The organism is Streptomyces sp. NPDC047061 (genome assembly GCF_040643955.1).
Classification (GTDB): Bacteria; Actinomycetota; Actinomycetes; order Streptomycetales; family Streptomycetaceae; genus Streptomyces.
The window spans coordinates 78,159-90,707 of the sequence record NZ_JBEYVI010000022.1 but is presented as its reverse complement, the minus strand read 5'-3'; the positions used below and the strand labels follow the sequence as shown (position 1 = coordinate 90,707).

Below are 12,549 nucleotides of genomic sequence, written 5' to 3'. Positions count from 1 at the left end.
TCACGCCGCCTGCTCGCGCGCGTGCTGCGCGGCCGCCAGCACCGTCCGGGACTGGTGCTCCACCTGGCGCTCCAACGGCACCCAGCGGGCCCGGAAACGCTCGCCGTAGGCCTCGCACCAGGAGGCCACCAGCTCCTCCAGCCGTGGCGCCGCGCGGTCGTCCGCCTCCCGCAGCACCCGCAGCAGCATCGACGCGGCCCGCAGCGGCAGCCGTCGCCCGAAGGCGTCCACGCTGCCGACGTACGCCATCGTGGTGTCGACCGGCGGCCGCTGGATCCAGTCCTCGGCCAGCCCGGGGATCAGCCCCAGCGCCCAGCGGGCCGCCCGCAGCAGCGGCCCGTCCAGGCCGCTCAGGCCTTCCAGCCGGGGCAGCACCTCGGCCAGCACCCGCTCCACCTCCCGCGAGTCCCGCAGCAGCCGGCGCGCCAGCCGGCGCATCGCCGCCGCCGGCGCCGGATGCGGCGCCGGGTCGTCGACCAGGTCGCTCGCCCACATCGGCACCTCGACCACGGCCGTCAGACCGCCGTAGCGGTGCGCGTGGTACCAGGTGCTGTGCCGCGCGTCGTCCGGCATGCTCGGGTACGCCACCCCCGTCTCCGGACCGGGCATCACCCGCACCCCGGGCCCCGAGGCCGGCCAGCCCGCGGCGTCCGAGGCACCCGTCTCCACCGGGATGTGGAGCTCCGCCGCGGACTTGGCGAACGGCTCGGCGAGCCCCGGCACGTCCCTGGTCAACTGCACCCAGCTGCCGCCCAGGTCGGTGCCGTGCAGCGTCACCTGGAGGTAGGGGCGCAGCTCGTCGATCACCCCGAGCAGGGCCACGGTCTCGGGCGGCAGCCGGTCCGGCGGCAGCACCGACGGCGACCACTCCGGCTGCTCCGGGCCCGCCGGCCGGTAGAAGCCGAGGTGGTAGTCGAGCAGGCTGCGCGGGGCCGGGGTGACGTGCAGGCTCGCCCCGTCCGGGTCCGCGCAGAGCAGGAAGTGCCAGGAGTTCTCGGCCCGCAGGTCCCGCTCGTGCAGCACCCGTTCGGCCAGTAGCTGGAGGGTGCCGCCCCCCGTCGGTTCGTTGGCGTGGGCTCCCGCGACCACCAGGACCGCCCGCCGGGCGTGCCCGACGGACAGCAGGTGCAGCGGTCTGCCCGCGCGGGAGAGGCCGATCTGCCGCAACGTGCACAGGCCGGGCCGGTGAGCGGCCAACGCCCGGGCGGTTGCGACGAGTTCGGGAACACTGGGGTAACGCAGCTCCGGCAGGAGACTCACCCCCGACTTGTCCGCCCGGCTTCGCATTCCCCAGTCCCGCACGGCATAGGTGAACTGTCAAGAACCTCCCGGGGGAGGCTCCAGGGGGCGCCCGGAGGCGTGTGCGGACGGCCGACGGGACGGTTGGCGCCGGTCGGGGGTGCGAAGCCATTACGGGGCGCGGAACGGCTCCGCGCGCCGATAACCGACGCGGTGCGCGCCCGGCGAGTTTCAGCAAACCGGCGGATCGGCCGCATATTCACTCGTACGAGTGAATTTTGTCGCCAATGGCCGGTCAGTTCCCGTCTCCCACCCGCTCCAGCAGCGCCACCGGCAGCCTGCCGAAGAGCTCGCCCACGCGTGCGTGACCCGTGAACTCCCGCCCCGGCGCCAGCGCGTCGGCCCACCGCCCCGGCGGCAGCGGCAGGACCGTGTCCCGCCAGCCGCCCGCCGCGGCCAGCCGCAGCGACAGCCGGGTCACCGCCGTGACCACCGCCCCGGAACGCGAGAACGCGAGACAGTGCGCGGCGGCCGGCCCCTCGGCGGTCAGCGGCGCGTACGTCGCCGTGTCCCCGAAGACGTCCGGGCGCCGGGTCCGCAGCCGGAGCGCCGCCGCCGTCACCGCGTCCTTCTCGCCCGGGTGTTCCGGCGGGAAGGAGACCGGCCGCCGGTTGTCCGGGTCCACCAGCGCCCGGTACTCGCCCTCCGTGCCCTGGTAGACGTCCGGCACCCCGGGCATTGTCAGGTGGACCAGGGCCGTGCCCAGCACGTTCGCCCGGACGTGCGGCTCCAGCGAGGCCCGGAAGGCCGCCACGCGCTCTCCTGGCGCCCCGCACGGCCCCGCCCCGACGAACGAGACCACCGCCTCCTCGTACGGCGGCTCCTGCTCCGTCCAGCTCGTGTACAGGCCCGCCTCCCGCACGTGCTTCACCAGCGCCCCCCGCACCCGCTCCGGGGCCGCCGGACCGAGCCCGAACACCGTCTGCCAGGCCGCCCAGGCCAGCTGCGCGTCCGGCACCCCCTCCCCGTCCAGGGTCACCTCGGTGAGCACGTCCGCCCAGCGCTCCGGACACTCCGTCAGCACCGCCAGCGCCGCCCGCACATCGGCGCTGCGCTTGGTGTCGTGCGTCGTCACCACCGTCCCGGTCAGCGGCCAGTCGCGCTGCACGCGCGCGCAGTACGCGTGAAAGGCGTCGGGGGAGACGCCCGGGCTGCCCGGGTCCCCGCCCACCTCGGTCGCCGACAGCAGCGGCACATAGCGGTAGAACGCCGTGTCCTCCACGGACTTGGCCCGCAGCGCCGAGGCGGTCTGCGCGAACCGCGTCCGGAACTCCGCGAACCCCGGCCCGTCCCCCGCCACCAGCAGCCCGCGCACCACGTCCACGGCCCCGCCCTCGGCGGGCACCACGAAGGCCCGCCGGGCCTCCTCGGCGGCCTCCTCGGTGACCACGGCGGACACGTCACCGGAGGCGTACGGCCGGTACACCCGCATCCGCACCAGGAGCTCCTGCAGCGCGGTGCGCAGCGCCCAGGGCGCCCGGTCGCGCAGGGCGGGATCCGGCGAGGTCGCGCACACGCGCGTGGCGACCCTCGTCAGCCGGTCCGTCTCGGCCGCCAGCTCGTGCGTGACCACCTTGTAGGCCGCCCGCCGCACCGTGGCCGCCCAGTCGCCGCCCCGGTCCGTCTGCGGGGCCGCGAACCTCCGGTACTGGCCCAGCAGTTCACCGGCGCCCGCGGGATCCGTGAACAGGCCGTCCACGTGCCGCAGGGCGTCGTACCCGGTGGTCCCCGCGACCGGCCAGCCGGCCGGCAGCTGCTCGCCGTCGGCCAGGATCTTCTCCACGACCGTCCAGCGCCCGCCGGTCGCCTCGTGCAGCCGCGCGAGATAGCCGTCGGGGTCGGCGAGCCCGTCGGGATGGTCCACGCGCAGCCCGTCCAGCACGCCCTCGTGCAGCAGCTGGAGGATCTTGCCGTGGGTGGCCTCGAACACCTCCGGGTCCTCCACCCGCACCCCGATCAGCTCCGAGATGCTGAAGAACCGCCGGTAGTTCAGCTCGGTACGGGCCAGCCGCCACCACACCGGGCGGTACCACTGGGCGTCCAGCAACTCCGGCAGCGGCAGGTCCGCGGTGCCGTCGCGGAGCGGGAAGGCGTGCTCGTGGTAGCGCAGTACGTCCCCGTCGACCACCAGCTCCCCGAGCACCTCGCCGACCGGCCCGCCCAGCACCGGCACCAGCAGCCGGCCGCCCTGCGCCTCCCAGTCGACGTCGAACCAGCGCGCGTACGGCGACTTCGGACCCTCGCGCAGCACCTCCCACAGGGCGTGGTTGTGGCGGGGGGACATGGCCATGTGGTTCGGCACGATGTCGACGACGAGGCCGAGACCGTGCGACCGCGCGGTGGCCGCGAGTGCGCGGAGCCCGTCCTCGCCGCCGAGTTCCTCGCGCACGCGCGCGTGGTCGACGACGTCGTATCCGTGGGTGGAGCCGGGGACGGCTTCCAGCACGGGGGAGAGGTGGAGGTGGGAGACGCCGAGCGAGGCCAGGTACGGCACGGCCGAGGAGGCCGCCGAGAAAGGGAAGCTGGGCTGGAGCTGTAGTCGGTAGGTGGCCGTCGGGACGGTGGGGGTGATTCGCTCGGCTGTCATGCGGACGTATGTACCCGTCTGGTTGGGTTTTGTGTCACAGTGCGGGCCCGGTGGGGGTTGATCGCGCAGTTCCCCGCGCCCCTAAAGGGGCGCGTCTATGCCGGCCTCTTCAACACAGTCAGGCTTCGTCCCAGCAACGTCAGACGCTCTCCCCCGTCCACCTTCACCCCAGGTGGCACCGGTTCTGCCCGCGCCGTGTCGACCACCACCTCCCACTGCCGGCCGTGGTTCACCGGTACCAGGAACTCCAGGGGGCCCGGTGACGCGTTGAACATCAGCAGGAAGGAGTCGTCGGCGATCCGCTGTCCCCTGGTGCCCGGTTCCGAGATCGCGTTGCCGTTGAGGAAGACCGTGAGGGCCGACGCCTGGGCCGAGTCCCAGTCCCGCTGGGCCATCTCGTGGCCCTCGGGGGTGAACCAGGCGATGTCGGAGAGCTCGTCGTGGGTGCCCTCCACCGGGCGGCCGTGGAAGAAGCGGCGGCGCCGGAAGACCGGGTGCTCCTTGCGCAGCCGCGCCATCGCACGCGTGAAGGCCAGCAGGTCGCTGTCGTCGTCGGGGGACGGCCAGTCCACCCAGGACACCTCGTTGTCCTGGCAGTACGCGTTGTTGTTGCCCTGCTGGGTGCGGGCGAACTCGTCGCCGTGGCTGATCATCGGCACGCCCTGGGACAGCATCAGCGTGGCGACGAAGTTCCGCATCTGCCGTTCGCGCAGTTCGAGGATCCCGGGGTCGTCGGTGTGGCCCTCGACCCCGCAGTTCCACGAGCGGTTGTGGCTCTCGCCGTCGCGGTTGTCCTCGCCGTTGGCCGTGTTGTGCTTCTCGTTGTACGAGACGAGATCGTGCAGCGTGAAGCCGTCGTGGCAGGTGACGAAGTTGATGGAGGCCAGCGGGCGGCGGCCGTCGTCCTGGTAGAGGTCGGAGGAGCCGGTCAGCCGGGACGCGAACTCCGCCAGTGCGCGGGGCTCGCCGCGCCACAGGTCGCGCACGGTGTCCCGGTACTTGCCGTTCCACTCGGTCCACAGCGGCGGGAAGTTGCCCACCTGGTAGCCGCCCTCGCCCACGTCCCACGGCTCGGCGATCAGCTTGACCTGGGAGACGATCGGGTCCTGCTGCACCAGGTCGAAGAACGACGAAAGCCGGTCCACCTCGTGGAACTGCCGGGCCAGGGTCGCCGCGAGGTCGAAGCGGAAGCCGTCGACATGCATCTCGGTGACCCAGTACCGCAGCGAGTCCATGATCATCTGGAGTACGTGCGGGGACCGCATCAGCAGCGAGTTGCCGGTGCCGGTGGTGTCCATGTAGTAGCGCGGGTCGTCCGTCAGGCGGTAGTACGACTGGTTGTCCAGGCCGCGGAAGGACAGGGTCGGGCCGAGGTGGTTGCCCTCGGCGGTGTGGTTGTAGACCACGTCGAGGATCACCTCGATCCCGGCCTCGTGCAGCGCGCGGACCGCCGACTTGAACTCCAGGACCTGCTGGCCGCGGTCGCCCCAGGAGGCGTACGCGTTGTGCGGGGCGAAGAAGCCGATGGTGTTGTAGCCCCAGTAGTTGTTCAGGTCCATGTCGACCAGCCGGTGGTCGTTGACGAACTGGTGGACCGGCATCAGCTCCAGGGCCGTGACGCCCAGCGCCGTCAGATGGTCGATGACGGCCGGGTGGGCCAGGCCCGCGTAGGTGCCGCGCAGCTCCTCCGGCAGGCCCGGGTGGCGCATGGTGAGGCCCTTCACGTGGGCCTCGTAGATCACGGTGTGGTGGTACTCGGTGCGCGGCCGCCGGTCGTCGCCCCAGTCGAAGTACGGGTTGATCACCACCGACGTCATGGTGTGCGGCGCCGAGTCCAGGTCGTTGCGCTTGTCGGGGTCGCCGAAGTGGTAGCCGTACACCTCCTCGCCCCAGTGCACCGAACCGCCGATTGCCTTCGCGTACGGGTCGAGCAGCAGCTTCGCCGAGTTGCAGCGCTGCCCGCGCCCGGGGTCGTACGGGCCGTGCACCCGGAAGCCGTAGCGCTGCCCCGGCATCACGCCCGGCAGGTACGCGTGCCGGACGAAGGCGTCGCTCTCCCGCAGTTCCACCGCCGTCTCGGAGCCGTCGTCGTGCAGCAGACACAGCTCCACTCGGTCCGCGTCCTCGGTGAAGACCGCGAAGTTGGTCCCGGCGCCGTCGTACGTGGCGCCGAGCGGATATGCCTCTCCAGGCCAGACCTGCATGAAGTCGACTCTTCCAGGTGCGTCCTGCGCCCGGGGGCGCCTTGGTCATGAGTCTGCCCGAAAGTAATGGAACCCCTTGTGACTTACGTCCCTCTTACTCGGCGACCAGTGCACGCAGTGACCGATGTGGTGATGTGTGCCGAACCAGTGGGGCAGACACGTACTCCCTGTGACCAAGGGGGAGTAAGGGGAAGATGTGCGCAAGATAGTGCATCGCCATCTGGGCAAAGTGGTGGCCGGTGCGGGACTGGCGGTAGCGGGGACCGCCGTGATGGTCGGGATCACCCTCCCGGGTACGGCAGGGGCGAACGAGTCGGGAGGGAGCGACGGGAGCGGCGTGGCCGCCGCCCAGCAGGGCGGCCAGGGCCAGGACGCCGTCAAGCCGGGCGTGGTGGAACAGGCGCCGGCCGAGGGGAAGAAGGGCACGGGCAGCGACCCGCTGACCGACGACGAGACCAAGCGCGTCGAACAACTCGCTCTGACCAAGCAGATGTTCAGCGCCGGGGAGAACGTCGAGGGCCGACGCGGTCCCGAGCGGCTCAGCGTCGATCTCGCCGAGCCGGACGCCGACGAACTGGACGCCACGAACGCGCCGCGCCGCGCTGACGTGACGTTCTACGACTACCGGGACGACACCCTCGTCACCCGGACCGTCAACCTCGACACCGGCAAGGTCGAGCAGACCACCAGCCGCACGGGCGTCCAGCCGCCGCTCAGTCACGACGAGAACGTCGAGGCGCTCAAGCTGCTGGTCGCCGACCCGCTCGGGGCCGGCCTGAAGGCGGACTTCAAGGACGCCACCGGCAGCGAGCTGACCGACCCGGAACAGCAGCTGCTGCTCAACAGCGCGGTCTACCGCGCCACTCCGGGCGCCCAGCCGGCCGCGCTCGACAAGTGCGGCGAACACCGCTGCGTGCGGCTCTTCCCGAAGGTCAAGAACGGCCCGTGGATCGACGCCAGGTCGCTCATCGTCGACCTGAGCGCACGCAAGGTCGTGAAGCTCGGCGGCTGAGCCGGCTCCTTCGTTCACCCTTCCACCCTGCATCTCCCGTACCAGGAGTCACTTCGTCATGCACCCGAACAGAATCCGCCGTGCCCGCAGGACGGCCGCCGTCGGCCTGTCCGCGGCCGCGCTGGCCGCCGGCGTGACCACCGCGGCCGGACCCGCCGTCGCCCAGCCGAAGCGGGCCGGCGCGGCCGCCGCCGACTGCTCCGCCGCCTACCGCATCGAACAGAAGCTCTCCACCGGCACCACCTGGCGGATGTGCTGGCGCTACGACAGCAAGGCCGGGCTGGTCCTGGAGCACATCTCCTACCAGCCCAAGGGCGAGTCCGCCCCCATCAAGGTGCTCTCCAGCGCTCGTCTCGCCCAGATCGACGTCCCCTACGACGACGGCAGCGTCGAGTACGACGACCTGACCGGCTTCGGCTTCGCCCAGGGCCTGGTGCCGCTCGACTCGGCCGAGTGCCCCGGCGGCACCATCAAGACCGTCAAGGTCCCCGACGCCTGGGACCCGGCCCACCCGAACGTCAACGGCTTGTGCACCACCACCCGTTCGCGCGGCCACGCGTACCGGATGCAGGCCGACACCGGCAACCGGGTGTACCAGCAGCAGGGCAAGGACCTGTTGATCTACACCGTCAACAAGGTCGGCTGGTACGAGTACATGACCGAGTGGCGGTTCCAGGACGACGGCACGATCAACATGAACGTCGGCGCCACCGGCAGCCTCTCGCCGGGCGACTACGACGCCGGGGACGGCCGCGGCTGGCCGATCGGCAAGGGCGCCCACGCCTATGCCACCAGCCACAGCCACAACGTCTTCTGGAAGCTGGACTTCGACCTCGACGGCTCCTCCAAGAGCCGCGTCGAGCAGTACGACTCGAAGGTCAGCGCCCCCGTGCACGGCCAGGAGGCGCCCAGCAACAAGACCACCCGCACCGACGTCACCAAGGAACTCGCCGGTGACGCCGCGAACATGCGCTGGTGGCGGGTGGTCAGCACGGCCGGCAAGAACAAGGACGGGCACGCCCGGTCGTACGAGATCGTCCGGGGTGCCAGCAGCAAGTACCCGGGCCATGCGTTCACTTCGCACGACGTCTACTTCACCCAGTACGACAAGTGCGAGCAGTTCGCCAGCAACAACCCGGGCTGCGCGAGCGATCACCCCAAGACCGTCGACAAGTTCGTGAACGGACAGACCCTCACCAACCCCGTGGTCTGGGTGAACGTCGGTTTCCACCACATCGCGCGCGACGAGGACCAGCAGCCGATGCCGGTCCACTGGCAGGGCTTCTCCATCGCCCCGCGGGACGTCACCGCTATGAATCCGCTCACTCCGGCCGCCCTTGCTGATCAGAACGGACAGCCCGGAAACGGTAGTTGAGAAACGACCTGGGCATCCGGCTGCACCGCCGACCGCTCCCGGAGTACCCTTCCTTGATCGTTGGCACAGGGAGAGCTCGGGGGAGCGGAAGGCGGTGCACGGGGTGGGCTCGGGAGGCCTGGAGCTGCCCCCTGGTGACGAGGGTCACGAGGGGAACTCCACAGACGTCCCGCCCGGCGCGGTGTCCCTGGCCCGGCCGATGGACGCCACGGGCTCCATCGGGCCGGAGCTGGAGTGGGACGCCGACGCCTGGCTGGAGGTGCGTACGCGCGCCCAGCGGGCCGGCCGGGCCTACATCTGGCTGAACCTCGTCGAACAGCGGATGCGCGCGGTCGTGGCCGCCGTGCTGCGGCCCATCTACGAACCCGTCCACGGCGACGAGTGGGTGGTCGCCGCGGTCGGTCCGGCCGGCCAGGAGTGGGTCCAGCGGGCGGCCGCGGTCCGCGAGGTGAGCCGCCGCAAGGGGTACCTGCTGGACCCCGCCGACGACAACGTGCTCAGCTTCCTCACCCTGCCGCAGCTGCGCGAGCTGATGGTGCAGCACTGGCCCTGCTTCGAGCCGTACTTCGACGAGCGCCGGGACGTCGAGCTCGCCCTGGACGAGCTGGAGGTGACCCGCAACATCGTCTCCCGCAACCGGGCGCTGTCCGGGGCCGTCCTCGACCAGGCCGAGCGCGCCTCCGCCCGGCTCCTGGAGATGCTCGGCGCGGGCGGCGACGTGCCCTCGGCGCGCCGGCTGCCGGTGGACGCGGTGGAGGACCTCGTCGGCGACCGCTACGCGGACGTCGTGGCCGTCCACCCCGACCGGGTCCGCCTCATGCGCCAGTTCCCGGCCGAGGACCTCTTCGGCGGCGCCCGCCGTCTGGACGCCATCGGTATCGGCCTCAACCTGCTCGTGCAGAACTTCTCCGGCCGCCGGCTGATCCGCCTCGCCGAGACCGGCTGCCGGGTCCGGCTCCTCTTCCTCAACCCCGCCTCCAGCGCGGTCAAGCGCCGCGAACGCGAACTCGGGATGAAACGGGGCGAACTGGGCCGCTCGGTCGAGATGAACATCCTCCATATGCGCCGGGTCCGCTCCCGGCTGCGCGACCCTGGCGCCTTCGAGATCCAGGTGTACGACGACACCCCCCGCTTCTCCGCCTACCTGGTGGACGGCGACGGCGCCGACGGCGTCGCGGTCGTCCAGTCCTATCTGCGCGGCGCGCGCGGAATGGAGTCGCCGGTGCTGGTGCTCCGCAACGGCGGCAAGGTGGTCAAGTCGGACGATGCCGTGGAAACAGGCCTCTTCCCGACGTACCGCGAGGAGTTCGAGATGGCTTGGGCGGATTCGCGCCCGGTGTCGTGAACTGTCCCTGCGCGTGGGCGGCATAAGCGGAACGCGGTCCTCTGATTGTCAGTGGGGCATGCGAGGGTGGAGACCACTGGGGGAAAGCACCACCAAGAAGGGGGGCCGCCCATGGGCTGGCACCAGGAGCTCCTGATCGGCTTCGACCTGGAGACGACGGGTACGGATCCGCGCGAGGCACGGATCGTCACGGGGGCCGTGATCGAGGTCAGGGCCGGGCAGGAGCTGGGCCGCCGCGAGTGGCTGGCGGATCCGGGCGTGGAGATCCCGGCCGACGCGGTCGCGGTGCACGGCATCAGCAACGAGCGGGCGGCGGCGGAGGGCAGTCCGGCCGACCAGGTCGCCGACGCCCTCGCGGACGTCCTCACGGGCTACTGGAAGACCGGCGTCCCGGTCGTCGCCTACAACGCGACCTTCGACCTCACCCTGCTCTCGGCGGAACTCCGCCGGCACGGACTCCCGTCCTTCTCCGACCGCCTCGGCGGCCTCGCCCCCGGGCCGGTCGTCGACCCGTACACCATCGACCGCTGGGTCGACCGCTACCGCCGCGGCAAGCGGAACCTGGAAGCGGTCTGCGCCGAGTACGGCATCACCCTCGCCGCCGCCCACAACGCCTCTGCCGACGCCCTCGCGGCGGCGCGGCTGGCCGGCGCGATAGCCGAGCGCCATCCGAAGATCGCGGCGCTGGGTCCGGCGGAGCTGCATCGGCGGCAGGTGGAGTGGTATGCGGAGTGGGCCGCGGACTTCCAGCAGTTCTTGCGGCGCAAGGGGGAGGCCGACGCGGTGGTGGACGGGGCGTGGCCCCTGCGGGAGCTGGCCGAAGTGGTCTGAGTGCGGGCCGGTGGGGGCTGGCCGCGCAGTTCCCCGCGCCCCTTTGGGGCGCTCCTCAGGGGCCGCGGCACAGATCAGAAGGGATACCAGTGCACCGACTCGTCTCCCTCCCGCAGTGACGCTACCCGTCGCTCGAACTCGGCCAGCGCCTTCGGGTTGGTCGGTGCGTGCTGGGCCACCCACGCGCAGCTGGCCGTTTCCCGGGCCCCGCGCAGCACGCCGCAGCCCTCCCACTCGCGCACGTCCCAGCCATAGGCCGTGACGAACGAGTCGTAGGCGTCCGCCGGCATCCCGTACCGGTCCCGGGACAGTGCCATCACCACCAGGTCGTGCTCGCGGAGGTCGGAGGAGAAGGTCTCCAGGTCGACCAGGACCGGCCCGTTTGGGCCGACGTGCACGTTGCGGGGCAGCGCGTCCCCGTGGATCGGTCCCGGTGTCAGATGCGGGGTCAGCGCGGCCGCGGCCGCCGCGAAGCCGTCCCGGCGCTCCCGCAGGTACGCCGCGTCGGCGGGGGCGATCGCGGTGCCGGCCAGTCGCAGCCAGCGCTCCACACCGCCCAGCAGTTCGCGGGGCGGCAAGGTGAAGGGGGGAGTCGGCAGTGCGTGCACGATCCGCAGCAGTTCGGCCAGATCCTGCGGCTCGGCCGGCCGTACCGGATCCGGCAGCCGGTGCCACACGGTCACCGGGTGGCCGTCGACGAGCAGTGCCTTCTGCTCCGCGGCCCGTACGGCCGGTACGTCCGCCTCGGCCAGCCACCCGGCGATCTCCAGCTCGCGCCGGGCCCGGTCGAGGAGTTCGGCGTCGCGGCCGACCTTCACCACCAGGTCCCCGGCGGCGAACACCGCGTTCTCGCCCAGGGCCAGGAGCGAGGCGTCGGCCGCCGCGCCGGGCAGTACATGCGCCGCGGCGAGTACGTCCCGCGCCCTTGCCTCGTCCATCGTCCGCCTCCGTGTCCGTCGCCGACGCCCGCGCGCCCGCGGCTGTGCGGGTGCACACGGCGTCGTCTTCTCGCCGTCCGGCGGCCAGTCTCGCATCCACCTTGCTCTCGGGCAGGGTGCCCGGTCCTTCATGGCCGGGGTGAATGCCCGCTCCCGCCAAGCGGGGCAGAAGAGACCGAATCGCCGTCGGGGCGATTCGGCGTCGCCGCCCATGGTGCAAAGGGTGGCCTCGCAGAGGAGGTGGTGACAGGGAGTCGAGCATCTGGTGGCTGGTGGCTGGTGGTCGGCCGGGTCAGTAGGCGGGAGTGGTCACTCACTTGGGTGCGGTTGGTCGATGGTGTGCGCGGGTGGGGAACGCGGTGGCCGGGTTCGCGGCATGGCACGTTTTCGGATGTACCCGACGCCCGCGCAGGCGGAGCAGATGCTTCTGCACTGCGCGCACGCCCGGTACGCCTTCAGGGTGCGACACGAGGTCGCACCGCTCAAGCGGACAGCTCGGCCTCAACTGAGCTGTCCCAGACCAGTGTTCTGAGGTCTGGCCCCACGCTCACATGCGTCACTGGCAACGGTGGGGTGTGAAGCTGAGCGCTCAAGGCCCAAGGGTGTCGAGGCATCTGGCGCCACAGGCCGAGGGGCAGTCCGGAAGGGTGAACGAAAGTGAACCCCTGTCAAAGCCTCGTCAGCGTAAGCCGCCCGATGCTGAGCAGGAGTGGCGGCTACGGCCCGGATGTTGTGAGGCATCGAGCGGAGCTGAGGGTTCTGACCCGAGGCTCGTGAACACCGCTGGCCGCGGGGCAATAGGGGGCACCCTCCCCGGACGTATCTTGGTGGTGCGGAACGTGGAAACCCGGTTGAGGTCCAGAGTGATCTGGTAGGCCGACCGCAAGGAGAGCGGAATCCCTCAGCCGGACAGGATGGTTCAAGAAGCTAATGCCGGTCCCCGAAAGGGAGCAGACGT

At 71.4% G+C, this 12,549-nt stretch carries 8 protein-coding genes; 4 read left to right on the top strand and 4 right to left on the bottom strand.

The genetic code is table 11. The features are described from left to right. The 3 genes from ABZ887_RS28375 to glgX form a co-directional block, all read right to left on the bottom strand. Nucleotides 1-1,260 carry a M14 family zinc carboxypeptidase gene (locus tag ABZ887_RS28375; protein WP_361294846.1) on the bottom strand — a complete coding sequence of 420 codons (1,260 nt, stop codon included), beginning with the start codon at nt 1,258-1,260 and terminating at the stop codon, nt 1-3. Nucleotides 1,261-1,534: 274 nt separating this feature from the next. Continuing rightward, nucleotides 1,535-3,886: a malto-oligosyltrehalose synthase gene (gene treY, locus ABZ887_RS28370; RefSeq protein ID WP_361294843.1), complete on the bottom strand. Its 2,352-nt coding sequence runs from the start codon at nt 3,884-3,886 to the stop codon at nt 1,535-1,537. Between the two features lie 95 nt (nt 3,887-3,981). Further along, a complete protein-coding gene (gene glgX / locus ABZ887_RS28365) occupies nt 3,982-6,090 on the bottom strand; it encodes a glycogen debranching protein GlgX (RefSeq protein WP_361294841.1) in 2,109 nt (702 codons plus the stop codon). A gap of 196 nt (nt 6,091-6,286) precedes the next feature. On the opposite strand from glgX, the gene ABZ887_RS28360 reads away from it, so the two are divergent. The 4 genes from ABZ887_RS28360 to ABZ887_RS28345 all read left to right on the top strand — a co-directional run bounded on the left by ABZ887_RS28360 (nt 6,287) and on the right by ABZ887_RS28345 (nt 10,653). After that, a complete protein-coding gene (locus ABZ887_RS28360; RefSeq protein WP_361294838.1) occupies nt 6,287-7,102 on the top strand; it encodes a Tat pathway signal sequence domain protein in 816 nt (271 codons plus the stop codon). A gap of 58 nt (nt 7,103-7,160) precedes the next feature. Continuing rightward, nucleotides 7,161-8,477 (top strand): copper amine oxidase, encoded by a 1,317-nt coding sequence (locus ABZ887_RS28355; RefSeq protein ID WP_361294835.1) that lies wholly within the window; start codon nt 7,161-7,163, stop codon nt 8,475-8,477. Between the two features lie 103 nt (nt 8,478-8,580). Further along, entirely contained in the window at nt 8,581-9,822 is a 1,242-nt protein-coding gene (locus tag ABZ887_RS28350) for an SAV2148 family HEPN domain-containing protein (RefSeq protein ID WP_361294832.1), read from the top strand. Between the two features lie 111 nt (nt 9,823-9,933). Then, complete coding sequence (locus tag ABZ887_RS28345) at nt 9,934-10,653, top strand: 3'-5' exonuclease (RefSeq protein ID WP_361294829.1); 720 nt, start codon at nt 9,934-9,936, stop codon at nt 10,651-10,653. A 74-nt stretch (nt 10,654-10,727) separates the two neighbouring features. Here ABZ887_RS28345 and ABZ887_RS28340 read toward each other — a convergent pair whose 3' ends face one another. Then, on the bottom strand, nt 10,728-11,591 hold the full coding sequence (locus ABZ887_RS28340; RefSeq protein ID WP_361294826.1) for an aminoglycoside phosphotransferase family protein: 864 nt from the start codon (nt 11,589-11,591) through the stop codon (nt 10,728-10,730). Between the last annotated feature and the right edge of the window lie 958 nt (nt 11,592-12,549).

What these genes read in the sequence shown, in the direction of transcription:
- treY (WP_361294843.1), bottom strand. Translation starts at nt 3,886, where the DNA reads ATGACAGCCGAGCGAATCACCCCCACCGTCCCGACGGCCACCTACCGA.
- glgX (WP_361294841.1), bottom strand. Translation starts at nt 6,090, where the DNA reads ATGCAGGTCTGGCCTGGAGAGGCATATCCGCTCGGCGCCACGTACGAC.
- ABZ887_RS28355 (WP_361294835.1), top strand. Translation starts at nt 7,161, where the DNA reads ATGCACCCGAACAGAATCCGCCGTGCCCGCAGGACGGCCGCCGTCGGC.
- ABZ887_RS28345 (WP_361294829.1), top strand. Translation starts at nt 9,934, where the DNA reads ATGGGCTGGCACCAGGAGCTCCTGATCGGCTTCGACCTGGAGACGACG.
- ABZ887_RS28340 (WP_361294826.1), bottom strand. Translation starts at nt 11,591, where the DNA reads ATGGACGAGGCAAGGGCGCGGGACGTACTCGCCGCGGCGCATGTACTG.